The organism is Shewanella sp. MSW, assembly GCF_007636515.1.
Classification (GTDB): domain Bacteria; phylum Pseudomonadota; class Gammaproteobacteria; order Enterobacterales; family Shewanellaceae; genus Shewanella; species Shewanella indica.
The window spans coordinates 72,737-95,520 of sequence record NZ_LVDR01000008.1 but is presented as its reverse complement, the minus strand read 5'-3'; the positions used below and the strand labels follow the sequence as shown (position 1 = coordinate 95,520).

General features: G+C 54.7%; 20 protein-coding genes. 11 read left to right on the top strand and 9 right to left on the bottom strand.

Features of this window, described 5'->3' with window-relative positions:
* The first annotated feature begins 15 nt into the window (after positions 1 to 15).
* Both cysI and AYI96_RS10510 read left to right on the top strand, forming a co-directional pair.
* Positions 16 to 1,722, top strand: a complete 1,707-nt coding sequence (gene cysI / locus AYI96_RS10515) for an assimilatory sulfite reductase (NADPH) hemoprotein subunit (protein WP_144361575.1) — start codon at positions 16 to 18, stop codon at positions 1,720 to 1,722.
* Positions 1,715 to 2,476 (top strand): phosphoadenylyl-sulfate reductase, encoded by a 762-nt coding sequence (locus tag AYI96_RS10510; RefSeq protein ID WP_039033112.1) that lies wholly within the window; start codon positions 1,715 to 1,717, stop codon positions 2,474 to 2,476. Before cysI ends, AYI96_RS10510 begins: the two co-directional genes overlap by 8 nt.
* A gap of 547 nt (positions 2,477 to 3,023) precedes the next feature.
* On the opposite strand, the gene AYI96_RS10505 is transcribed toward AYI96_RS10510, so the two are convergent.
* Positions 3,024 to 4,496, bottom strand: a complete 1,473-nt coding sequence (locus AYI96_RS10505) for a S41 family peptidase (RefSeq protein ID WP_144361574.1) — start codon at positions 4,494 to 4,496, stop codon at positions 3,024 to 3,026.
* A gap of 71 nt (positions 4,497 to 4,567) precedes the next feature.
* Complete coding sequence (locus AYI96_RS10500; protein WP_186300054.1) at positions 4,568 to 5,479, bottom strand: phospholipase A; 912 nt, start codon at positions 5,477 to 5,479, stop codon at positions 4,568 to 4,570.
* Between the two features lie 383 nt (positions 5,480 to 5,862).
* On the opposite strand from AYI96_RS10500, the gene cobA reads away from it, so the two are divergent.
* The 5 genes from cobA to cysC are packed head-to-tail and all read left to right on the top strand — an operon-like array spanning position 5,863 to position 11,412.
* Positions 5,863 to 6,684 (top strand): uroporphyrinogen-III C-methyltransferase, encoded by an 822-nt coding sequence (gene cobA, locus AYI96_RS10495; protein ID WP_144361573.1) that lies wholly within the window; start codon positions 5,863 to 5,865, stop codon positions 6,682 to 6,684.
* A gap of 18 nt (positions 6,685 to 6,702) precedes the next feature.
* Entirely contained in the window at positions 6,703 to 7,611 is a 909-nt protein-coding gene (gene cysD / locus AYI96_RS10490; RefSeq protein ID WP_025009976.1) for a sulfate adenylyltransferase subunit CysD, read from the top strand.
* The gene (gene cysN / locus AYI96_RS10485; RefSeq protein WP_039033115.1) at positions 7,611 to 9,026 is read left to right on the top strand and encodes a sulfate adenylyltransferase subunit CysN; all 1,416 of its coding nucleotides are present in this window, start codon (positions 7,611 to 7,613) and stop codon (positions 9,024 to 9,026) included. The genes cysD and cysN overlap by 1 nt, the downstream gene beginning before the upstream one ends.
* A gap of 1 nt (position 9,027) precedes the next feature.
* Positions 9,028 to 10,764, top strand: coding sequence for an SLC13 family permease (locus tag AYI96_RS10480; RefSeq protein WP_071475796.1), 1,737 nt, complete (start codon positions 9,028 to 9,030; stop codon positions 10,762 to 10,764).
* 9 nt (positions 10,765 to 10,773) lie between these two features.
* On the top strand, positions 10,774 to 11,412 hold the full coding sequence (gene cysC / locus AYI96_RS10475; RefSeq protein ID WP_025009979.1) for an adenylyl-sulfate kinase: 639 nt from the start codon (positions 10,774 to 10,776) through the stop codon (positions 11,410 to 11,412).
* Between the two features lie 14 nt (positions 11,413 to 11,426).
* Here the strand turns inward: cysC and AYI96_RS10470 are convergent, their stop codons facing one another.
* Together AYI96_RS10470 and AYI96_RS10465 are read right to left on the bottom strand one after the other, a co-directional pair.
* Positions 11,427 to 12,257, bottom strand: a complete 831-nt coding sequence (locus AYI96_RS10470; protein WP_039033117.1) for a TIGR03899 family protein — start codon at positions 12,255 to 12,257, stop codon at positions 11,427 to 11,429.
* 65 nt (positions 12,258 to 12,322) lie between these two features.
* Positions 12,323 to 13,525 (bottom strand): MFS transporter, encoded by a 1,203-nt coding sequence (locus tag AYI96_RS10465; protein WP_071475797.1) that lies wholly within the window; start codon positions 13,523 to 13,525, stop codon positions 12,323 to 12,325.
* A gap of 309 nt (positions 13,526 to 13,834) precedes the next feature.
* Between AYI96_RS10465 and hemG the strand changes: the two genes are divergently transcribed.
* Together hemG and AYI96_RS10455 are read left to right on the top strand one after the other, a co-directional pair.
* Positions 13,835 to 14,377, top strand: a complete 543-nt coding sequence (gene hemG / locus AYI96_RS10460) for a menaquinone-dependent protoporphyrinogen IX dehydrogenase (protein ID WP_039033119.1) — start codon at positions 13,835 to 13,837, stop codon at positions 14,375 to 14,377.
* Positions 14,378 to 14,389: 12 nt separating this feature from the next.
* Positions 14,390 to 14,914 carry a cytochrome b/b6 domain-containing protein gene (locus AYI96_RS10455; RefSeq protein WP_039033120.1) on the top strand — a complete coding sequence of 175 codons (525 nt, stop codon included), beginning with the start codon at positions 14,390 to 14,392 and terminating at the stop codon, positions 14,912 to 14,914.
* 63 nt (positions 14,915 to 14,977) lie between these two features.
* Here AYI96_RS10455 and AYI96_RS10450 read toward each other — a convergent pair whose 3' ends face one another.
* Positions 14,978 to 16,594: an AMP-binding protein gene (locus AYI96_RS10450; protein WP_144361572.1), complete on the bottom strand. Its 1,617-nt coding sequence runs from the start codon at positions 16,592 to 16,594 to the stop codon at positions 14,978 to 14,980.
* Between the two features lie 222 nt (positions 16,595 to 16,816).
* Between AYI96_RS10450 and AYI96_RS10445 the strand changes: the two genes are divergently transcribed.
* A complete protein-coding gene (locus AYI96_RS10445; RefSeq protein WP_144361571.1) occupies positions 16,817 to 17,386 on the top strand; it encodes an NADPH-dependent FMN reductase in 570 nt (189 codons plus the stop codon).
* A 49-nt stretch (positions 17,387 to 17,435) separates the two neighbouring features.
* Here AYI96_RS10445 and ccoG read toward each other — a convergent pair whose 3' ends face one another.
* From ccoG to AYI96_RS10430, 3 genes are all read right to left on the bottom strand, one after another.
* A complete protein-coding gene (gene ccoG / locus AYI96_RS10440; protein ID WP_144361570.1) occupies positions 17,436 to 18,842 on the bottom strand; it encodes a cytochrome c oxidase accessory protein CcoG in 1,407 nt (468 codons plus the stop codon).
* Positions 18,843 to 19,026: 184 nt separating this feature from the next.
* Positions 19,027 to 20,448, bottom strand: coding sequence for a sigma-54 interaction domain-containing protein (locus tag AYI96_RS10435; RefSeq protein WP_238398953.1), 1,422 nt, complete (start codon positions 20,446 to 20,448; stop codon positions 19,027 to 19,029).
* Positions 20,449 to 20,532: 84 nt separating this feature from the next.
* Complete coding sequence (locus tag AYI96_RS10430; protein WP_071475802.1) at positions 20,533 to 21,075, bottom strand: thioredoxin family protein; 543 nt, start codon at positions 21,073 to 21,075, stop codon at positions 20,533 to 20,535.
* 191 nt (positions 21,076 to 21,266) lie between these two features.
* Between AYI96_RS10430 and AYI96_RS10425 the strand changes: the two genes are divergently transcribed.
* Positions 21,267 to 21,884 carry a LysE family translocator gene (locus AYI96_RS10425; protein WP_039033127.1) on the top strand — a complete coding sequence of 206 codons (618 nt, stop codon included), beginning with the start codon at positions 21,267 to 21,269 and terminating at the stop codon, positions 21,882 to 21,884.
* Here AYI96_RS10425 and AYI96_RS10420 read toward each other — a convergent pair.
* Positions 21,873 to 22,772 (bottom strand): LysR family transcriptional regulator, encoded by a 900-nt coding sequence (locus AYI96_RS10420; protein ID WP_202932873.1) that lies wholly within the window; start codon positions 22,770 to 22,772, stop codon positions 21,873 to 21,875. The two genes, AYI96_RS10425 and AYI96_RS10420, sit on opposite strands and share 12 nt — an antisense overlap.
* Between the last annotated feature and the right edge of the window lie 12 nt (positions 22,773 to 22,784).

Genomic DNA, 22,784 nt, shown 5'->3' with positions numbered 1-22,784 from the left:
TAAAGAGATAAGGCCATGAGTGAGCAGAAATTATCCGCCAACGAGCATATCAAGACCGACAGTGACTATCTGCGCGGCACCATACGCGAGGGTCTGGGCACGGAAGTGACAGGCGCCTTCAGCGACGACGATCAACAGTTGATCAAGTTTCACGGTTTCTATCAGCAGGACGACAGGGATCTGCGCAACGAACGTAAGGAGCAAAAGCTCGAGCCGCTGTACAGCTTTATGCTGCGGGCCCGGGTGCCGGGTGGTGTCTGTACTCCAGAGCAGTGGCTGGGGGTGGACAAGATAGCTTCGGAGCTGACCAGCTCCAACAGCATACGTTTGACGACCCGGCAGACATTCCAGTATCACGGCATCCCCAAGCGCAACCTGAAAACCATTATTCAGGGGCTGGACAGGGAAGCGCTGGACTCGATTGCCGCCTGTGGTGATGTGAATCGCAACGTCATGTGTAACCCCAACCCGGTAGAGTCCAAGCTGCATCAGCAGGCTTATTTCTGGGCCAAGAAGTTGTCGGATCATCTGCTGCCGCACACCCGTGCCTATGCCGAAATTTGGCTCGATGAGGAGAAGCTGCTCAGCACAGAAGATGAGCAGTCAGCCAAGGTCGAGCCTGTATACGGCAAGACCTACCTGCCGCGTAAGTTCAAGATGGCGGTAGCTGTGCCACCGGACAACGATGTGGATGTTTACACCAATGACCTGGGTTTTATTGCCGTGGCGCAAGAGGGCGAGCTGGTGGGCTTCAATCTGGTGGCCGGTGGCGGTATGGGCTCGACCCATGGCGAAGTGGAAACCTTCCCGCGGCTGGCCGATGACTTTGGTTTTATCAAGGCCGAAGACACCATTAAGTTTGCCGAGGCCGTGATGACAGTGCAGCGCGATTGGGGTAACCGCAGCAATCGTAAACGCTCCCGTCTCAAATACACCATAGTGGATCACGGCTTTGAGGCCTTTAAGGCCGAGGTTGAGAAGCGCGCCGGGGTTAAGTTCGCCCCCAAGCGTGATGTGGTCATTGGCGATCGCGGTGACAGATACGGCTGGGTTAAAGGCATAGACAGCCACTGGCACCTGACCCTGTTTATCGAAGGTGGCCGGGTGAAAGATACCCAGGGTAAGTTGTTGCAGACCGGGCTTCGGGAAATCGCCAAAATACATAAGGGCGATTTTCGGATGACTTCCAACCAGAACATTATCATCGCCAAAGTGGCGGATGAGGATAAGGCTGAAATCGAAGCACTGGCGCGTAAGCATGGCCTGATGGGGCAGGTGATCACCGCAACCCGTGGCCATTCTATCGCCTGTGTGGCGCTGCCGACCTGCGCCCTGGCCATGGCCGAAGCCGAGCGTTATTTCCCCGAGTTTATCGATCATGTGGATGCGCTGCAGGCCAAGCACGCCATAGGTGAGCAGGCGATAGTCGTGCGTATGACGGGCTGTCCCAACGGTTGTGCCCGCCCCTTTGCCGCCGAGATCGGTTTTGTGGGCAAGGCCCCTGGGCGCTACAACATGTATCTGGGCGCCAGCTTTGAAGGCACCCGATTGAACAAGATGTACCGTGAGAATATTCAGGAAGTCGAGATCCTCAGTGAGCTCGATGCCCTGTTTGGTCGCTATGCCGCCGAGCGCGAAATCGGCGAGAGCTTCGGTGATTTCACGGTGCGCGCCGGAATAGTAAAACCTGTATTGGACGCCGCGAGGGACTTTCATGGCTGATACCACAAGTTTATTGCACAGCGCCGAGGCGCTGCTGGCCTTGCTGGATGCGCCGACCTCTGAGCAGCAAAGTGCCCTCGCTGCCATCAATGGCTATCTTGGCGGATTGAGCGCTGAGGAGCGGATCCAATGGGCCCTGGCCTATCTGCCCGGAAGTCATGCCCTGTCGTCCAGCTTTGGTATTCAGGCGGCAGTGATGCTGCATCTGGTGAACTCGGTGCAGCAAGGCACACAAGTGATTTTGACCGACACCGGCTACCTGTTTCCCGAGACCTACCGCTTTATCGATCAACTGACAGAGCGGCTCGGACTCAATCTCAAGGTCTATCGGGCCGAGACGAGCGCCGCCTGGCAGGAGGCCAGATTCGGTAAGCTGTGGCAGCAGGGGCTTGAAGGGCTGGAGCAATACAACCGCATCAATAAGGTAGAGCCGATGCAGCGGGCACTGGCTGAGCTGGATGTCGGCACCTGGTTTGCCGGTTTGCGCCGTTCCCAGGCATCGACCCGGGAGGCGTTGCCGATTTTGGCTATCCACGGCAAGCGCTACAAGATGCTGCCGATTATCGAGTGGAGCAACAAACAGGTGCATGAGTATCTCAAGTGCTATGACTTGCCCTATCATCCCCTCTGGGAGCAGGGTTATGTCTCTGTGGGTGATAGCCATTCGAGCAAGCCCCTGGAGCTGGGGATGACGGAAGAAGAGACACGTTTCAACGGGTTAAAACGCGAGTGCGGATTGCACTATGAGATCTGATTTTGGGGCCGCTGTCATCAGCGGCCTTTTTCTGTCTGTGGACAAGTTGTCCGGCTTGTCATCTTGTGGTCATCTTGGAAAGTTAACCTTGAGGATTCCTATTGTTACGGTCTTCTAACCGTTGAGGGTTATACTTTAGTACATATTTGTTCACAGGGTTATGCACAGGGCGGTTTTCTGGTTTATAATCCATAGTTCCCGCTGGGGGAAGTGTGATATGTCATTCTGTATCGGGTGTTTTTATGAAACATCGGCTTAGCGGCAGGCAGTGCAGTCGGCAATACACATCAAGACGGCTCGCCTTTATGGCATCGGTTGCCCAGGTTTTTTCAGCAGTCGGTCGCGAGTGACCCCGAGCTTTGATTGGCTTGCTGGCGCAGCTTCAAAGCACTCTCCGTGTCCCGGATAGCCCACTTACCCTTTCATGGGGCTATCCGGGAATTGTTTGTTCCAAACTTCAACTTCATCTGTGTCTCTACTAACTAAGGTTTTCATCAAGTGACTTTTTGAATGAGTCAACTATTGAAAATAAGATGCCGGAGAGGGGCTACCGAGCAGTTGAGCTGGGCGTAGTCGAGCTTAATTGAGTCTTGGGTTCCATGAGTTCTGATTGAGCATCCTTAGACTTTCGCAAACGCTGCTCCGGGGAGATGAGTGACAGTAATCCCTGCCATTGCAAGGGGGCATCTGTAGGTAGCAACAGGTCCGGTTCTGTGCCGACTCCGGAAAGCAACTGACCATAACCGTCATAGCCAAGCGAGGCGCTGATACTCAGTTTAAGGCCGCTGGCCGGCAGGGTGAAATGATGTAAACGCCCCAGATCGCCGCGGGTCGGTTCGCCCACCAACAACGCCCTGCGCCAGCGTTTGGCGGCATAGGCAATCCATTCACACTCCTGACGACAGTCCGGGCCGATAAGCAGTACCAGGCGCCCCGACTCAGGCACGGGCGCTGCAGTCAGTTTTGGGAGCGGTCGGGCATACCAGTGACTCAGGTTGGGCTGTGGCTGATTGTCCAGTGCGGCCTGTACCGGCGGAAACGGTGCGAATTGAGTGAGCGGTTCAAAGTGCAGTGGCTGCAGAAAGTCGCGCCGTAGCTGCGGTGAGCGGCGGTAGCGGCTATAGCCCAGTGGTTGGCTGCTGAGTCCATCTTGATAGTTGCCGAGAAACTGCAGCAGGCTGTCGCTGAATCCGTTGGCGTGGCGCAGATCCAGCACCAGGGTGTGATTACTCATCGCGCGCAGCAGATCTTGTTGCAGCTGAGGGTCTGTCTCTATGGCGTTGAGATCCGTCAAGGTAAACAGGGCTGTGTCAGGCGCCAATTGTTGCCAACTGGCCAGAATAGACAGAGGAGCACTGAGAAATTGCAGCGGTACTTTTATCTCTATATTTTGTGGCTGGAGATCGGCCCCATAGAGCGTCAGTAGTACCTCATCTTTGACTCTAAGCCCCATCTCCCGCCGCAGAAGATCCAGCTGTTGCAGCCAAGGTATCTGCATAGGTACGTTATTTCGCTGCTCCGGCGGCAAAAAGTGATTGGCAATCTTCTGCCAATGGCTGATGGGCAGGCCATCGATATGGCTGATAAAAGGTGTATCACTTTGAAGGGGCTCGTCCTTGTCATTGAGCGCCAGCCATTTGTCTTCCATGGGCTTGAGCCTGAGGGGCAAGACGCCGGAAGGCAGCGCAGCTTGCTTGACCCTGACTCCGGGGTCTTTTAGCTCTCCCAGCAGTTTATTGACTTCGGCGGTGAAACGATTGATAGCTATGCTGTCTCGGTATTCCTGTTTCAGCCGTTGCAGCCGTTTCTCGAGCCGGGATTCAATGTCCGGATCCAGCACCATAAAGGCCGAGTGCTGCTGCAATTGTTTGAGCAGCACAGTCAGGTCGGCCTGCATCTGCCTTTGGCTAAGCAGCTCTTTTTTCGCAGGCTCAGGCAGCAGGAATCGTCCCAACTGCAGACAGGAGATCAGCAACAGCAGGATAAAGCAGCTAACTATTTCACGGAATCCCGGCTTCATATCTCTCCCTGATATCAGCCTCTGGGCCTATAAATGGCACAGAGGCAATCATTAAGCTCGCCCTTGATAGCTTACAGGATATCGTTGATGGCGACCCCTATACCTATACGCTGATTGTGATCGTTATAGTCGATAAGGCTTTCGCCGTAGCCATTGAAGTATTGTGCATATAGGCGCAGGTTACCGAGTATGGGGTAACTCCAGGTAAACTCCACCGCGCCGCGGTTGGAACTTTGAAGATTGTTACGCAACATCAGGCTGAATCTGTGGTCGTCTATGCCATAGACGCCGGTCAGCTCGAAGTGGCCAAGGTAATCTGTGATATCCGGGTTATCGTCGCCGCGGGGATCTCCCTCATACTCTTTCTCGCTTTCCGGGATCCGCCACCACACCTTGGCCGCCAGGGCGATTGGGCCTTTGTCGAACACCATGGTGCCATAAATACGGTTCCAACTGCGGGACAGGTCGCCCGACTTGCCATTGGACTGATGCACCGCGCCAAAGCCCCAGAAGGAGTTGGTGAAACCGGCTATTTTCCAGTCGTTGTTGAACAACATAAAGAGTTCGGGCTCGTGGTTGGTTTCCCGAAACGGCGAGGAGATATCCTTGTTGTACACCTGCCACCAGGATTGATTGGTATAGGCGAAAAACAGGTGACCATTGTCGCCAAACACGTTGTACATCAGCGGGAATTTGAAGCTTATTTGAAATTTGGCTTCATATTTATCCAAGGTTTCATCTTCTGAAGTCGTTTTCGATTCAAAAGGGGCCATGTTGGGCGAAGGATTATAGGTGACCGGTAGTATGTAATTGACCTTGTGCGGGGTGATTACAAAGGGTCGCTCTGAGGTTTCCAGCTCCTCTTGCACCCTTTGATCGACCAGCGAAGGGCCATTGGCTTCGGCGGCAGAGAGTTGGCTGGACGGTAATATGACCAGGGCCAAGGTCAGGCCGCTGAGGCTGGAACGGATTTTGGTATACATATTCTTCCCTGTTGTCTCTGAGGCTTGATGGGTGCCCGGCTATAGTTTCGGCTTGAGAGTGTAACATCCTGGCTTTAGCCTGCACATTCCCATCCCGAGTCGTAGTCACTGAGCTTAAACTAGAATTTTTTGCCATAAGTTAGTGCCAAATGCGGCAGTAAACAATAAAAAATTTCATCAACCCGGTTCGACTCTATTTTCGTAATTTATTGAAATTAAAAAGAAATGTTTTTTATTAACAGATTTATCCGTCCCAGATATCTTTTTCATTACCGCGATTTCCTCGTATATATCCAAAAGTAATAACAACTAATGATTCTCTATTTATAGTGGAATATGTGTAGCCGCTATATTGCTTGCATCAGCAAGATGGGGAATAGCGCATGGAATTACTGACACTGCCCGGTAAGCGGGCCAAAGGCAAAGTTTATCTGCTTGGAGCCGGTCCCGGCGATCCAGAACTATTGACCGTCAAGGCGTGGCACCTGCTTAAGCGCGCCGATGTGGTGCTGTTCGATGCCTTGGTCAGTCCCGAGATCCTGGCGCTGATCCCCGAAGGTGCCGAGCGCATTGCCGTGGGCAAACGGGCCGGTGAGCACAGTGCTTCCCAGAGTGAAATCAATCGTTTGTTGCTGACCAAGGCCTTCACCCGCCAAACCGTGGTCAGACTCAAGGGGGGCGATCCCTTTATCTTCGGTCGCGGCGGCGAGGAGTTGCAGACTATGGCGCAGGCCGGCGTTGCCTTTGAAGTGGTGCCGGGCATCACGGCCGCCAGCGGTACCGCCGCCTATGCGGGGATTCCCTTGACCCACAGGGATTTTGCCCAGGGGGTCAGCTTTATTACCGGTCATTGCCAGCTGCAAAACCGCCCCATGGATTGGCAAGGCTACGCCAACCCGGCCAACACCCTGGTGGTGTACATGGGGATCCTCAATGCCGGGCTTATTCAGCAACAACTGATTGCCCATGGTCGTAGCCCACAGACGCCGGTGGCCATAGTTTCCAAGGCCACGACCAGGCAGCAGCAGCGTGTTATCGGCACTCTGGAGCAGTTGCAAACCCTGGCTCAGGACTCGCGGGTAGTGATGCCGGCGCTGATGATCATAGGCGAAGTCGTCGCTCTGGCGGACAGCCTCAGCTGGTTTGAACCCGAGGCGGCGAACAATGGCCTGCAACTACAACATGATGCTGTTACAGCACTTTGAATCAATTGGAGAAATAAGATGTCAGGGCCAGTGTTGAGTCACCTTGAACAGTTGGAAGCCGAGAGCATCCAGATCTTTCGCGAAGTTGCCGCCGAATTTGACAACCCGGTGATGTTGTATTCCATCGGCAAGGATTCTTCCGTGCTGTTGCATCTGGCGCGCAAGGCTTTTTATCCGGGCAAGATCCCTTTCCCCTTGCTGCATGTGGATACCGACTGGAAGTTTCGCGAGATGATACGTTTTCGCGATCAGGCGGCCAAGAAGTACGGCTTCGAGCTTCTGGTGCACAAGAACCCGCAAGGCCTGGCGATGGGCATGAATCCCTTTACCTTCGGCTCGGCCAAGCACACAGACGTGATGAAGACCGAAGGCCTGAAACAGGCCCTGGATAAATACGGTTTCGATGCCGCTTTTGGCGGCGCCCGCCGCGACGAGGAGAAGTCCCGCGCCAAGGAACGTGTCTATTCCTTTCGCGATCGCCATCACCGCTGGGATCCCAAAAATCAGCGCCCCGAGCTGTGGCACACCTATAACGGCCAGGTCAACAAGGGGGAGAGCATCAGGGTCTTCCCGCTTTCCAACTGGACCGAGTTGGATATCTGGCAATACATCTATCAGGAAAACATCGACATAGTGCCGCTCTATTTTGCCGAGCAGCGCCCTGTGGTGGAGCGCGATGGCAGCCTGATCATGGTCGATGACGAGCGGATGCCGCTCAATGAAGGCGAAGTGCCCGAGTATCGCCGGGTGCGTTTTCGCACTTTGGGGTGTTATCCCCTGACCGGCGCCATAGAGTCCAGTGCCGCGACACTGGCAGAGATTATCGAAGAGATGTTGCTGTCCCGCTCCAGTGAGCGTCAGGGACGGGTCATCGACAGGGATTCGTCCGGGTCGATGGAAAAGAAAAAGCGTGAGGGGTATTTCTAATGTCGGTTGCACAACAAGTCAATGAGCTGGGTATAGAGCAATATCTTGAAAATCAGCAGCATAAATCGCTTTTGAAGTTTCTGACCTGTGGTTCCGTGGATGACGGCAAGTCAACACTGATAGGCCGTTTGCTGCACGACAGCGCCCAGATCTATGAAGATCAACTGGCGGCACTGCACAAGGATTCCAAGAACCATGGCACCACGGGCGAAGCCGTGGATCTGGCCTTGCTGGTGGATGGCCTGCAGGCCGAGCGCGAGCAGGGGATCACCATAGATGTGGCTTATCGTTATTTCTCTACCGAGAAGCGCAAATTCATCATTGCCGACACTCCCGGGCATGAGCAGTACACCCGCAATATGGCGACCGGCGCTTCCAACTGCGATCTGGCGATTATCCTGATCGACGGTCGCTACGGGGTGCAGACCCAGACCCGCAGACACAGCTTTATCTGCTCTCTTTTGGGGATCAAGCAGTTCATCGTGGCCGTCAACAAGATGGATCTGCTGGATTTCAGTGAGGAGCGTTTCGAGGCGATCAAGGCCGACTATCTGGCGTTTGCCGGCCAGTTGCAGCTGGAAGATATCCGCTTTGTACCGCTGTCGGCACTCGATGGCGACAACCTGGTGAACCGCTCGGCGCGCACCCCTTGGTATCAGGGTGAAACCCTGCTTGCCATGCTGGAGAGTGCGCCTGTGACCGGCTTTAATCACGCCTTCGATGCCCGCTTCCCGGTGCAGTATGTCAGCCGTCCCAACCTGGATTTCCGCGGTTTTGCCGGTACTTTGGCCTCCGGCAGTCTGCAAGTTGGTCAGAGGATCAAGGTGCTGCCTTCGGGGAAAGAGTCGACTATCGCCTCGATAGTCACCTTCGATGGTGATCGGCAGCAGGGCTATGCCGGCCAGGCACTGACCCTGACCCTGAATGATGAGATAGATATCAGCCGCGGCGATGTGATAGTACCGGCGGCGAGCCCTGTGGGCGTTTCCAACCGGCTGCTGGCCAAGGTGGTGTGGATGCACGAGCAGCCGCTGACACCCGGCAAGCAATACAACATCAAGCTGGGAACCAAAAAGGTGCCCGCCAGTGTCAGCCGCATACTGCACAGCATAGATGTGAATACCCTGGCACAGGATAGTGTTGCCGAGCTGAGCCTCAACACCATAGCCCTGGTTGAACTTGAGCTGAGTGAGGCCCTGGTATTCGATGCCTATAGTGACAATCGCGATACCGGCGGTTTTATCTTTATCGATCGTATCAGCAATGTCACAGTCGGTGCCGGTATGGTGCAGCAGGCGCTTGGGGAAACTGAAAAAACGACCCATTTCAGTGAGTTTGAATTGGAACTCAATGCCTTGATCCGCAAGCATTTCCCCCATTGGCAGGCGCTGGATATCCGCGCTCAGGGAGACTGAATTGTCTGAAACCTGGATCCTGGGGTTAATACTGCTCGCGCTGGTGGCCGGACTTGTCAGTGGTCTGGCATCACCGGCCATGCTGTTTACCATAGCGGCGCTGCTCAGTTACCTCTTGGGTATGCTGGAACTGGAGTCGCTGCTGGGCAGTTTTACCAACGCCAGTCTGGTGACTCTGGTGCTTCTGGTGCTGGCAACCACGGCACTGGAGAAGACGCCATTGCTTGGCAGGTTAAGCCAGGTCATAGGCTCAGGCTCCTTGGGGCTGACCATGGCCAAGCTGGGGTTTTCCACCGCGCTGCTGTCATCTTTTACCAACAATACCGCAGTGGTGGCCTCGTTGATTGGCGTGGTGCGTCGCAATCAGCAACACGCACCGGCCAAGTTATTGCTGCCCTTATCCTACGCGGCGATTTTGGGCGGCACCCTGACCCTGATTGGCACCTCGACCAACCTGATAGTGAACTCCTTTGTTGAAAATGCCGGGCTGAAACCCCTGGGCTTTTTTGAGTTTTCCTTGATTGGTCTGGCCGTGGTGGTGGCCGGTATTGCGCTTTTGGTATTGCTGTCACACCTGTTGCCCGATGGCGATGAGCAACATGGAGATGAAAGTCTGCCCTATCTGTTGGAAGCCAAGGTGTTGCCCGGCTCAACCCTGGTGGGCCGCAGCGTGCAGGACAACAGACTCAGGGCCCTGAAAAAGCTCTATCTGGCGGAGCTGGAGCGCAGCGGCATTCGCATCTGCCCTGTGCCGCCGCAACTCGTGCTGGCCGCGGGGGATGTGCTGCGCTTCAGCGGCGCGGTGGAGTCGGTGGAGTTGCTGCATCAATTCGATGGTTTGGAGTGGTTCGGCAAGCAGCAGGCCAGGGGCCAGAATCTGGTGGAAGCCGTGCTGGCGCCGTCTTCGGCTTTGGTGGGATCGTCACTCAAGGCCTCGCGATTTCGGGAGCAGTTTGATGCCGCCGTAATGGCGATTCGCCGTGGCCATCATCCACTCAAGGGCGGCTTGGGCGACATAGTGCTGCAGGCCGGAGATGTGTTGCTGTTGACCCCGGGCGATGGCTTTGGCCGTAATCCGCGTCTCAGTACCGACTTTGCCGCCGTCAGCGGCCTGGACCTGAGTGTCAGGCTGGACAGTCGCCGCAGTCAGTGGGTGCTGGCGGGCTTTGTGCTCACCATAGCTGCCAGTCTGCTGGGCTGGCTGCCGCTGGCCAAGGGGCTGGTGCTCTTGCTGCTCAGTTATCTGGCGATAGGTGCTGTGACCCTGGGCGAGCTCAAACGGCGGTTCCCGCTGGAGCTGGTGTTGATTGTCGGCAGTGCCCTGAGTCTGGCTAAGCTGATGTTGGATACCGGCTTGGCCAAAGGGATGGCCGATACTCTGCTCGGCGCTTTTTCCGGCTTTGGGGTCTTTGGTGCCTTTGTCGGGGTTTATTTGCTGACCTTGCTGTTGACCGAACTCATTACCAACAACGCGGCGGCGGCCTTGGCTTTTCCCGTGGCCTATGCGATTGCGACCAGCTTCGGGGTCGACAGTCGGCCTTTTATTCTGGCAGTGGTGTTTGGTGCCAGCGCCAGCTTTATTTCGCCCTATGGCTACCAAACCAATCTGATGGTGTTCAACGCCGGTAACTACCGCTTTATTGATTTTGTGCGCTTGGGGCTGCCGCTGTCGCTGCTTTACTCGGCGATAGTTCTGTTTCTGGTGCCCATGCTGTTCCCCTTTGATGCGGGTCTTTAAGGAGTGACGATGAAGAATTCTACCCAGCCCAATGCCGATATCGTTTGGCACCAGCATGCTGTCGATCAGGCGGCAAGGGCAGCCCAGAAGGGCCAACAACCTGTGCTGCTCTGGTTCACCGGGCTGTCCGGCGCCGGCAAGTCGACCCTGGCAGGTGCCCTGGAGCGGGCACTGTTCGAGGCGGGGTTTCATACCTATCTGCTCGATGGCGACAATGTGCGTCATGGTCTTTGCAAAGATCTCGGCTTCAGCGCCGCCGATAGGGATGAAAACCTGCGAAGAGTGGGCGAAGTGGCGCACCTGATGGTGGATGCCGGTTTGCTGGTACTGTCGGCCTTTATCTCGCCGACCCGGGCCGAGCGTGATGCCATTCGCTGTCGGTTTGCCGCGGGACGTTTTATCGAAGTGCATGTTTCCACGCCGCTGGCTGTGTGTGAGGCCCGCGATCCCAAGGGCTTGTATCAGAAGGCGCGTAAGGGGGAGATCCGAGACTTTACCGGGATTTCGGCGCCCTACGAAGAGCCGTTGGCCGCCGAGTTGACCATAGATACCAGCAAGGGCGATCTCAATACCCAGGTGCAGGCATTGCTGGATTACCTCTCTGCCTTGGAAGTGATCCCATCGACGCGATTACAGGCCAGCGCCTGAGGCTCAGTTGATGCCTAGCTAATGCTGAAGTCTTTGGTAAACAAGGCCTTCAGCGCCTTGATATAGGCTTCGTCTTCCCTTGGGCGCACCAAGAGTGCCAGTTCATCGCCCACAGGGGTAAAGCGGTAGTAGCTGAACAACAGGTGGCCTGATTTGGGGGTCAGCTTCAGGTGTTGCTGCTGGATCTGCAGTTGCAGTGGGCTCTTGCTGTCCAATATGCCGGTCTCGAACTCGCCTCTGTGCAGTATGCCGCCATCCACCAGGGTGAGTATGCTTGAGTAGGGCATGCCGAATTGCGACAACCCCAGGTTGACCGCGCTGTGTTTACGAAAATACTGGCCTATGCCGCCGCTGACTCTGTAACCACTGATAAGCTTGAGTCGGCTTTCATTGTTGACCTTGACCGCCATCCCCAGCGCTTTTTCCAGTATGTGTGCCTCTCTCAAGGTCAGCTGTTTCAGGGTTGCCAGGGTACGCAGGCTGAAGTTGCCTGGATTGATGATTTCACTGGAGAGGATCCGAGCCCACAGATCCTGCATCTTGCGATTGTGGATCTGCTCGGCCATTTGGAAGAATTGATGTACCCAGTCGGGATCCAGCTCCACCCCGGTCACGTCGGATGGGGTATAGCTCAGTGCCATGGCATAGATGTTTTCCAGGTTACGTTGGTACTGGGCTTGCTGTTTGTCGATGCGAAAGGCGGCCCGCTCGGCGACGCTGGCATTGGCGGGTTTGTAGTCCTGCTCAGAGGCGAGTCCCAGCAGGCGCCCGAGGCGCAGTGCCTTCTTGCGGGCCGATGCCTGACCTGGCTCTTCGATTTCTCTGGGGAGTTTTTCCTCTGCCATCTTAATTATCTTCTAGCAAAAACTGTGCTTATTTATGCATAGTTTTCAGTTAGTTGTCCAGTAGTTCAGCCGGCTTCCTGTTGTTGGGTTTCTGCAACGAGAGTCTTGTGCCAACTGAGTTCGCGCCCAGGGGCAGGATCTTTGGGCACCAGGCGTGCCAGCAACAGCGAACAGGCGGCGAAACCTGCACCGATATAGAATACTGCCGCAGGTGAACTGAGCCAGAGCACTCCGAGCAATACCGGGATCACCACGGCCGCGATATGATTGATGGTAAAACTGACCGACATGGTGGCGGCAATGTCTTTGGGCTCGGCAATTTTTTGGAAATAGGTCTTGATGGCAATCGCCATGGCAAACAGCAGGTGGTCTATCACATAGAGTGCCGCTGCCATGTGGCCGTCCTCCACCAGGGCATAACTGATAAATAGCAGCACCAGGCCGATATATTCCAGGGTCAGGGCGTGCCTTTCTCCTATGCGGCCGATAAAGCGGCCTATGGCCGGGGCAAACAGCAGGTTGACTACATAGTTGATCAGGAACAGAGCCGTGATCTCACTGACGCTGTAACCGAACTTCTCCACCATCATAAAGCCGGCGAACACCATAAATATTTGCCGTCTGGCTCCCGAGAAAAAAGTCAGCAAGTAATAAAGCCAGTAGCGTTTTCTGAGGATGATTTTCTTGTGCTGGACTTCGCCGGTATCGAACCTGGGGAAATAGCAGTAGAGGGTGATCACCATTAAAAGCCCCAAGGCCCCTATAAGGCTGTACATCCAGACATAGTCCAGCTTGAAGACTGTCATCACCAACCAGATGCTGCCATACCCCCCCAGGGCGGCCGCAGCGCGCCATGACATGGCCTTTCCCATAAAACCGGCTGTCTGGGACTTGTCGACCCATTGCAGGGTCAGGGATTGATTGATGGTTTCAAAGTAGTGAAAGCCAACTGACATTAAAACGGTCGTCAGGTAGAGTCCCAATACCTGGGGAAAGAAACCGGTAATGCCCACTCCAATACACAGCAGCGCCAGCGACAACAGAGCGAAGGCCTGTTCTTTAATCAACAGCAGCACAAAAATGGCGCTAAAGGCCAGAAACCCGGGAACTTCCCTGAGGCTTTGCAGCATGCCTATTTCGGCGCCGGTAAATTGTGCTCTTTCAACAACAAAGTTGTTCAACAGGGCCTGCCAGACGGCAAATACCAAGGACATGACAAAGGTCATCCATAGTAGCAAGGCCTGGGGATTGCGGCTTGGTTGCTGCATCTTGTTTAGAAAATGGCTGCAGAGTATCAGCTTATGCTAATGCCTGAACCTGGAGATAACCAGAAAACTTTGTTGAAAAATATTATTCGGCTGTAAAGCTGCTGTAGCGCCAAGGTTCCACTGCTATAACGGCTCCTTGAGGGACGGTTACTCAAAGGGTCTCACAGCGGTTATTTTTTGTGAACTACTCGGTATTTCCGCGGCTTGGATAGCGTTTCGCCCTTCGCCCGTGATCTGTTTCATGTAAATGAGCTAATGGATCACCTAAGATGACATCAGTACTAAGAGATTGAACTATTAGGGGTTAAGGTGAGCAAGACTCTTCTGCTGTATTCCAGCGTGCATGGTCAGACCCGCAAGATCTGTGACGTTATGGCAAAGCAACTTGGCGCTTTGGGGCAGCAAGTGACCATGGCGGCGATAGATGATGCGCCGGATCTGGCCGATTTTGATCGGGTCGCCATTGGAGCCAGTATTCGACACGGCAAACACAATCCCGCCGTGTTCGACTATATCCGTCAACATCAGCAGCAACTGGAAAGCAAGGCCAATGGCTTCTTTTCTGTGAGTCTGGTGGCGCGCAAGCCGGAAAAAAATACTCCTGAAACCAACCCTTACATGCAGGCGTTTCTTGCCAAGACTGAATGGAAGCCCAAGCAGTTGGCCGTATTTGGCGGCAACCTTGACTATCAGGGCTATGGAGCCATGGACAGAAATATCATACGTTTCATCATGTGGATCACCAAGGGACCGACCGATCCCAATACCTGTATTGAATACACTAATTGGGACAAGGTGCAGGAATTTGCCGAGCAATTGGCGGCGCAGGCTCTGATCTCCAGAGCGGGTTAAAGCGAGGCAGAAATGGCTCTGTTGCAACGTCTTTGGCGCTTCTATAGTGCCCATCAACACTTGTTGTTAATGCTCTTGTGTTTGTTTCTGGTGCTGGGTAGCAGCAGTTTGATGATGATCCGCAGCATCAGGGCCGGTGCCGGCTTCTGGGATCTGAGCCATGTTTATCTCGGGTTACTGTGTGTGCCGTTGTCGCTGACGTTTCTTGTGAGTAACTGCACTGCTGGCCGCTGGCGTCAGTATTTCAGCCTGTTTATCGGCGATTGGCGCCAGATAGGTGCCGATATCGGCGGCTTGTTCAAAGGCAAGTTACCGGTTGCCGGTGGCAAGGGGCTGTTCAGCCTGATAGAAGGGCTGGGGATGTTACTGCTGCTCGGTGTGGCCCTGACCGGCCTGCTCTGGTATTTGACCCAAGGCTCCAGTGATGCGCTGCTCTGGCGTGGTTGGCATAAACATCTGGCTCACGGTTTTATCGGATTTTTGATAGTGCACGCCATCTGTGCCCTCAGCCATTTGCTGGACTTCTTCCGTCAGTAGCACGCTGAAAGTAAAAAACTTTGGTAATAAAAATGCCGCTTTTAAGCGGCATTTTTATCTGACTTATTTGCGCAGTGCACGCCTGAGTATCTTGCCGACCGTGCTCTTGGGCAACTGGGCGACAAACTCTATCACCTTTGGCACCTTGTAGGCCGCGAGCTCTGCCCGGCAGTGTGCCTCTATAGCTGCTTGAGCCTGGGTGGCATCGGCCTCGGGTTTGAGTACAATTACCGCCTTGACAGCTTCACCGCTGCGCTCATCTTCAACACCGATAACCGCACATTCAAGTACCAATTCACAGCGGGCCAATACGTTTTCGACTTCATTGGGGTAAACATTGAAGCCGGAGACGATAATCAGATCTTTCTTGCGATCCACTATGCTGTGGAAACCATCTTCGCTCTCAATGGCGATATCCCCAGTCTTGAAGAAGCCATCCTCTGTCATCACAGCCGCAGTTTCATCGGGCTTTTGCCAGTAACCACTCATCACCTGAGGGCCGCGCACCGCCAGCTCACCGGCTTGCCCCGGCGGTAGGGGCTGGTCATTGCCATCGAGAATTTGCACCTGAGTTTCGATAACCGGCTTGCCTATGCTGCCCAGACGTTCCAACCCCGGCGCGTTGAGGGAGATAACCGGTGAAGTCTCACTCAGGCCATAGCCTTCGGATATGGTACAGCCAGTGGTTTGTTGCCAGAGTTTGGCCGCGGCTTCGGTCAGGGCTGTACCGCCGGAAATGGTGATCTTCAGATGAGAGAAGTCCAGTTCACGGAAGGCTTGCTGGTGGCACAGGCCAACAAAAAGGGTGTTGAGCCCGGCAAATCCGGTAAAGGGATATTTGGCCAAGGTCTTGATCAGCGAGGCTATGTCCCTCGGGTTGGGAATGAGTACTGTCAGGGCGCCTCGCTCGAAGTAGAGCACCAGATTCACCAAGAAGGCGTAAATATGATAGATGGGCAGCGGGGCGACGAAGATCTCTTCTCCCTGAACCAGGTTGGCGCCGATACGTGATTCACATTGCAGGGCGTTGGCAATCAGGTTTTTGTGGCTGAGCATAGCTCCCTTGGAAAGGCCTGTGGTACCGCCCGTGTATTGCAGCGCCACCAAATCGTCCAGCTTCAGCTTTACTTCGGTGAATTCCAGCTGACGCCCCTGTTCAAGAACTTTGGTAAATTCGAGGTTTTTCAGGCCGGTCTTGGGTTGAATTTGTGGCTCGATAAGATCCAGCGGATGGGTGGATATCACAGTTTCTATCGGGGTGCTGGCAACGACCTTGGCCAGAATCGGCAAGAGATCTGACAGTACCACTAGCGCCTTGGCGCCTGAATCTTTGAACTGATGGATCAATTCCCGTTCGGTATACAAGGGGTTGGTATTTACCAGTACCAGGCCTGCGCGAATAGCGCCATAGGCGGCAATAACGAATTGGCTGATATTGGGCAGTTGAATGGCGATGCGATCGCCGACTTGCAACTGGGTATTGTGCTGCAGGAAAGCGGCAAAGGCGCGTGAATCCCTCTCCAGTTCCCGGAAGCTGATGGCCTTGCCGAGGCAGGCAAAGGCGCTCTTGTCGCCATAACGCTCACAACTGCTGACTATCATATCTGCAAGAGAGTCGTAGCGGGAAAAATCCAACTGAGTCTGGCTATCGTATACCTGATTCTGTATCACTCTTGTCATCACCTTTTCCTTTGGAATTTATTATTGTTATTGGGTTTTGAATACTTATCCAGCCATGATATTAACTTTGGCCCGTGCTTCCCCCGACACTTTCTGCACCTTTTGGAGTGCTTAGTAATGATCAGAGTTCAGGTTAGAGGCAAAGCGCGGTCAAGGCAATGGTGACTGATGAAAAATCCTGTGCAATAAGTGGGTTAATTGACTGTAATTAAGGATAAAAACATGCAGAAACTGCGGATAAAGTTTATTTCCGGTAGCCTGAGGAAAGGTTCGTTCAACACCCGCCTAGCCCTTTATGCCGCAACAGCGGCCGCTGGACTGGGGCTGGAGCCTGAAGTGCTGACACTGAATGCCTTTCCCATGCCTCTGCTCAATCAGGATGAAGAGGCCGAATTTGGCGCTCCCGAAGCTGCCGTGGCACTCAAGGGCAAGCTGTTGCGGAGCGATTGTCTGGTGCTGGTGTGCCCCGAGTATAATGGTTCCATGACTGCGGCATTGAAAAATGCCATCGACTGGCTGTCCCGCCCGGCAACTCAGCCCGCGGGCAATGTATTTGCCGGTAAATGGGTGGCTTTGATGGCGGCAAGCCCGGGAGCTCTCGGGGGGCTCAGAGGCTTGACCCCGGTCCGCGAACTGATGTTCAACCTGGGAGCGCTGGTATTGCCCGAGCAGTTGGCGCTTGCCAAGGCTCACGAAGCCTTTACCGAAGATGGTTCTCTGCTGGGAGACTACCAGCAGAGCAAGGTGAAAAGCATACTGCAGGGGCTGATTGCCCAGCAGAGTAGAGGATAAAAAAGCGGGCGACGAAGCAGGGTGAAACACTTCGCCGCCCTGAGGCAACTCAAGGGGCAAAAAATACCGACTTCTGGCTGACGCTATTATCTGGCGCATCGGCCTCAAGCACTTTAAACAGCAGATTGCTGCGGTTGTTGTCAATTTGCGCCACAGGCACAGTCAGGGTCAGCGGCAATTCATACTGCTCGCCGGCGGCGATATGAACGCTATTGGTCGACAACTTATAGGGCAGGGCGCCGCTGATCTCTATCCGGTAGTGCTTATCCTGCTGGGTTTTATTGCGTATTTTCAGCAGATAGCTGTTTTCTATGCCGTCATCCAGGGTTTCCCGGTACAGGCTCTGGCGGTCGCGGATCACATTGAGCGTGATGGGATCCCGCGAGTAGATATCCAGCCCCATGGTGCAGAGTATGGCCAGCAAGGCGGCACCATAGCCAATAAAGCGTTTGCGTTGCCACAGTGGCGGAGTTTGCCCGGTCAGTGACTCTTCACTGGTATAGGAGATGAGCCCGGGGCGATAGCCAAACTTGCTCATGGTCTGATCGCAGGCATCGACGCAGGCGCCACAGTTGATGCACTCATATTGCAGGCCGTTACGAATATCTATACCGGTTGGGCACACCTCGACGCAGAGATTGCAATCGACACAGTCGCCAAGCTCTGTGGCTTGTTTGCGCTTTCTTGGGCCGCGGCTTTCACCCCGCTGGGCATCATAGGTCACTGTCTTGGTGAAGGAATCGAACATGGCCGATTGGAACCTTGAATAGGGGCAGCAATGCAGGCACATCTGTTCGCGCATCCAACCGGCATTGAGATAGGTACACAGGGCAAAAAAGTACACCCAGGCGCTATCCAAAAAACCGGCGGAGAAGGTAAAAATCTCCGGATACAACTGCTTGGCCGGTACAAAGTAGGCGATAAAGCCACAGCCGGTGAGCAGTGAAATCAATATCCACAGCAGGTGTTTGCCGCCGCGTTTGCTGGCCTTGCTGAGGCTCATGGGCGAAGCGTCCAGCTTGATCCTCTGGTTACGGCTGCCTTCGAGCTTCTCTTCTACCCAGGCGAAGCCGAATGTCCAGGCGGTTTGCGGGCAGAGATAACCACACCAGACCCGGCCCCAAAACAGGGTTACAAAAAACAGTGCAAAGGCGGCGGCGATAAAGAACCAGGCCAACAGGGTAAAATCCTGGGGCCAGAGGCTAGCACCAAAAAAGTAAAACTGTTGATTGGCCAGATCGAACCAGATGGCCTGTCGCCCCTGCCAGTCGATAAAGGGCAGTAACAGAAACAGGGCTATCAACAGGGCGTTGAGGCCGCTGCGCCAACGCTGAAAATAACCGCGTTGGCTACGAAAGTGGATTTTACCGCCTTGGTGGCTGCTCTTTTTATCTTGGGGGGAGGGGATAAAAGTGACCGGAATCGCTTCCGATGACTGTCTTGCCTGTTGAACCATGCTATTTCCTGAATGACGACTGACATACGGCTAGGCAATCGCAAGAGACGTGCCAGTTCAAATACAGGATTAACTTGTTGATTTATATCTAATGTTTGTTTAGATGTAGGAAACCCAACTCACGACATAGCGTGAGTTGGCGATATGTCGTGACTTTTTACGCCTTGAATCCCCTGTTATGGCTTTAACTGCCTTGGCGGCAGATCCCCAGCTTTTGCATCCGGGATCTCAAGGTGCTGGGAGGCAGCCCCAGACTGCTGGCCGCACCCCTTGGGCCGGATATTCGCCAGTGACAGGCATCCAGAGTCGCCTTGATATGAGCCGCCTCCACTTCGGCCAGAGTCTGACCCACGGTCGGCAGCTGTGTATCGCTGGGCAAGGGAGCGAGATGCAGTATCGGCTCGCGGGCAAGGATGGCTTCCCGCTCCAGCAGGTTTTGCAATTCACGCACATTTCCCGGCCATTGATATTGCATCATCCGCCGCAGACTATCGCCATCAACGCCCGCCAGCGGTTTACCCAGTTTCAATGACAGACTCTTGAGCAGCTGTTGCACCAGCTCGGGAATATCTTCCCGCCGCTGTCTCAGTGCCGGGACCTTGAGCGGAAAGACATTGAGTCGGTAGAAGAGATCCATCCGGAACAGACCTTGCTCCACCCGCTGCTGCAGATCGTGGTGAGTGGCGGCGATCAGTCGAATATCCACCTTGATACTGTCGCTGCCGCCGACGCGTTCAAACTCCTGCTCCTGAATGACCCGTAGCAGCTTGGATTGCGCCTCCAGACTGAGCTCGGCCACTTCGTCGAGGAACAGGGTGCCTCTATGGGCCAGTTCGAAGCGCCCCTTGCGCCGCTGACTGGCACCGGTAAAGGCGCCTTTCTCATGGCCGAATAGTTCGCTCTCCAAGAGTCCGGCAGAGAAGGCGGCGCAGTTGACCGAGATCATCGGCTTGTCTTTGCGGCTGCTGAGTCGGTGCAACTGGCGGGCGACCAGCTCCTTGCCGGTGCCATTTTCCCCCTGGATCAACACGGTACTGTCGGTATTGGCCACCAGGCGCAGCTGTTTGAGCAGAGTTTGGATCATCGGGCTGTTACCGGCAATCTCCTGGGTGCCCGTCTTGTCTTCCAGCTCGGCCTGCAGCCAGGAGTTTTCCGAGGCCAGCTGTTCCGATAGCGCCTGTACCTGTTCCAGCGCCTGACGCAGCGACAACTCAGTCTGTTTTTGCAGGCTAATGTCGCGAAATATCGCTACTACGCCCTTGAGCTTACCATCCTGCCACACTGGGGTGGAACTATAGTGTACGGGAAAGCAGCTGCCGTCCTTGCGCCAGAAGACTTCCGTGGTGATTTCTCTGGCTTTGCCATCTTTGAGTGTCTGATAGATGGGGCAATCTTCGTGGGGATAGACACTGCCATCGGCGTGGCTGTGATGGTGAAAGTCATGGATCTTGCGCCCCAGGAGTTCGGCGGTGCTCCAGCCGGTCATCTTCTCGGCAGCTGGGTTGATAAAGACGGCATTGCCTTTAAGATCAAAACCATAAATGCCTTCACTGACGGCATTGAGCAAGAGGCGGTTTTCGGGTAAAAAGCTGTTTGAGTCAGACAAGAGCGGCTCCTTCGGCACTGAGGACTGCGCCAGTATAGAGCCGCTTACGGGGCTTGTCAGTATAGAGGCACGATATATCGTGCCTTACTGCCTGGCTTGAACATGAGCCAGCACCTTGAGCAGATCATTGACCGTCAGGACGCTGGGCATCACGACTCCCTCGGGCACGGCCGGGCCATGGATGCGGTTATAAGGCACTCCGGCAACGCCCTGGGAGCTGAGATAGTTGGATACCGCCGGGTTGGGCTTACTGAGGTCGCCGCGCATCAATACAATATTCGGCTCGGCCAGCGCTCTGACAATCTGCTCCCGATGGAGCACATTGGCCTTGTTGGCCTGGCAAATCAGGCACCAATCGGCACTCACATCGATGACGACTGTTTTGCCTTCGGCCACCAGAGCCGGGATTGCCTGGCTGTCTAAGGTTTGCCAATGCAGTTCCCGGTAAGCCTCATAATCTTCGCCGCGATACACAAAACTGACCACGGCGGCGACACAAAAAGCCATTCCTCCCAACACCAGGATCACCGCCATGGGGATCTTGGCGCCGCGGCGTTTTTTGATTAACAGCAGCACAATCACTGCTATTAGGCTGAGCAGAGCCAGTATGCTGAGAGTAAGTATCATCCGGGCCTCAATGGGGTTCGGGAGCTATAAGGGCGCCCAGTATAGCCAGCAAGCCTTAAAACTAATTGAAAATTGGCGGCTCGAAAGCGCTGGCTTCATAGAGTATATTGACCAACCTGTTGCGGATGGTACTTGTCTTTTGTGGGTCACAAAACAGGGCTAAATGGTGTGGGTTTCATCGAGGGGAAACAATGAATTGGAGTGACTGGTTGGGACTGGTGGCTATCTCGTGTTTGGGGGCCATGTCACCCGGGCCGAGCCTGGCCATGGTGGTGCGCCACACCTTGGGTGGCGGTCGCAGTCGCGGTATTACCTGCGCCTGGGCACACTCTTTGGGGATAGGTGTTTATGCCTTTATCACTCTGCTGGGTTTGGCTGTGGTGTTGAAACACACCCCTTTGCTGTTTAATGGCATCGCCTTATTGGGGGCGCTTTATCTCGCCTGGCTTGGAATTCAGGCACTGCAATCCAAGGGCGGCATGCAGCAAAAACTCAGTGCCGGCAAGCCGACGAGCATGCTGACAGCCGCCCGTGACGGTATTGCCATTTCATTGTTTAACCCGAAAATTTTGCTGTTTTTCCTGGCCTTGTTCAGCCAGTTTGTCGCCGCCGCAGACAGCCTGCTGGGGCGAGGCATCATAGTCTTGACCCCCATGCTGGTGGATGGACTCTGGTACACCCTGATAGCTTTCCTCTTGTCTCAACCCAAGGTGTTACCCAAGCTCAGAGAGAAGGCACAGTTGATTGACCGCCTTAGCGGCCTGGTGCTTATCCTGTTGGCCGGGCGGGTGATCTATTCACTGCTGTGATTGCAATGCCTGCTCGAGATGTTCCCTGAGGGCGATAACCAAAGGACTGAGCTGGCGTCTGTCGGCGCAGAGCATATTGAGTGGTGCTTCTTCACCGCGCCACTCGGGGCAGAGTTGTAGTAGTTGACCATTTTTCAGTTCTTCACTGATATCGAGCCGTGACTTGTAGGCTATGCCTTTGCCGGCCACGGCCCAACGCCGTACCAACTCGCCATCATCGGCGACTCTATCGCCTTTGACCTGCACAGTGATTTGGCCCGACTGTGACTGAAAAAGCCACTTGCTGTGAGTCGCATCGGCCAGCATAAAGCACAGGCAGTTGTGTTTTGCCAGTTCCTCTGGGCTGCCCGGCGCACCGAACCTGGCAATATAGTCGGGCGAGGCGCACAGCACCCTGTCATTTTGGCGACAAAGCGGCAGGGCGATAAGCGCCGAGTCGGCTGGCAGCCCGTAGCGGATCACTAGGTCGACGGGGTGGCGATAGATATCCGTCAGGCGATCGCTTATCTGCACCCTGATACTCACCTGTGGGTGGCGTTCCATAAATTCATCCAATATCGGCAGCAAGCGGTTGCGGCCGAGATCCGATGGCAATGACAACTGTAACTTGCCCTTGAGCAGGCTCCGACCTTGTTGAATCGCCTGAAAGCCATTATCGAGAATATTCAGGGCTTCATTGCAGTGCTGCAGAAAGATTTCGCCTTCCTGAGTCAGACGCAGGCTGCGGGTAGAGCGGACAAAGAGCACAGTGTTGAGTTGGGCCTCAAGGCGCTTGATGGCAGCGCTGGTGGCGGCTGGAGTCAGATCAAGCTGTTGTGCCACCCGCGACAGGTTGCCCTGTCTGGCGGTTTCGCTGAATATTTTCAAGTCCTGCAATGCTCGTATCATGCGCGGTTACCC

Bases quoted from the DNA above. Each gene is read 5' to 3' on its own strand.
- AYI96_RS10465 (WP_071475797.1), bottom strand. From the start codon at position 13,525: ATGCAGCAACCAAGCCGCAATCCCCAGGCCTTGCTACTATGGATGACC.
- AYI96_RS10420 (WP_202932873.1), bottom strand. From the start codon at position 22,772: ATGATACGAGCATTGCAGGACTTGAAAATATTCAGCGAAACCGCCAGA.
- cysC (WP_025009979.1), top strand. From the start codon at position 10,774: ATGAAGAATTCTACCCAGCCCAATGCCGATATCGTTTGGCACCAGCAT.
- AYI96_RS10505 (WP_144361574.1), bottom strand. From the start codon at position 4,496: ATGAAGCCGGGATTCCGTGAAATAGTTAGCTGCTTTATCCTGCTGTTG.
- cysN (WP_039033115.1), top strand. From the start codon at position 7,611: ATGTCGGTTGCACAACAAGTCAATGAGCTGGGTATAGAGCAATATCTT.
- AYI96_RS10430 (WP_071475802.1), bottom strand. From the start codon at position 21,075: ATGATACTTACTCTCAGCATACTGGCTCTGCTCAGCCTAATAGCAGTG.
- AYI96_RS10455 (WP_039033120.1), top strand. From the start codon at position 14,390: ATGGCTCTGTTGCAACGTCTTTGGCGCTTCTATAGTGCCCATCAACAC.
- AYI96_RS10425 (WP_039033127.1), top strand. From the start codon at position 21,267: ATGAATTGGAGTGACTGGTTGGGACTGGTGGCTATCTCGTGTTTGGGG.
- AYI96_RS10470 (WP_039033117.1), bottom strand. From the start codon at position 12,257: ATGGCAGAGGAAAAACTCCCCAGAGAAATCGAAGAGCCAGGTCAGGCA.
- cysD (WP_025009976.1), top strand. From the start codon at position 6,703: ATGTCAGGGCCAGTGTTGAGTCACCTTGAACAGTTGGAAGCCGAGAGC.
- AYI96_RS10450 (WP_144361572.1), bottom strand. From the start codon at position 16,594: ATGACAAGAGTGATACAGAATCAGGTATACGATAGCCAGACTCAGTTG.
- AYI96_RS10500 (WP_186300054.1), bottom strand. From the start codon at position 5,479: ATGTATACCAAAATCCGTTCCAGCCTCAGCGGCCTGACCTTGGCCCTG.
- AYI96_RS10510 (WP_039033112.1), top strand. From the start codon at position 1,715: ATGGCTGATACCACAAGTTTATTGCACAGCGCCGAGGCGCTGCTGGCC.
- cysI (WP_144361575.1), top strand. From the start codon at position 16: ATGAGTGAGCAGAAATTATCCGCCAACGAGCATATCAAGACCGACAGT.
- ccoG (WP_144361570.1), bottom strand. From the start codon at position 18,842: ATGGTTCAACAGGCAAGACAGTCATCGGAAGCGATTCCGGTCACTTTT.
- AYI96_RS10445 (WP_144361571.1), top strand. From the start codon at position 16,817: ATGCAGAAACTGCGGATAAAGTTTATTTCCGGTAGCCTGAGGAAAGGT.
- cobA (WP_144361573.1), top strand. From the start codon at position 5,863: ATGGAATTACTGACACTGCCCGGTAAGCGGGCCAAAGGCAAAGTTTAT.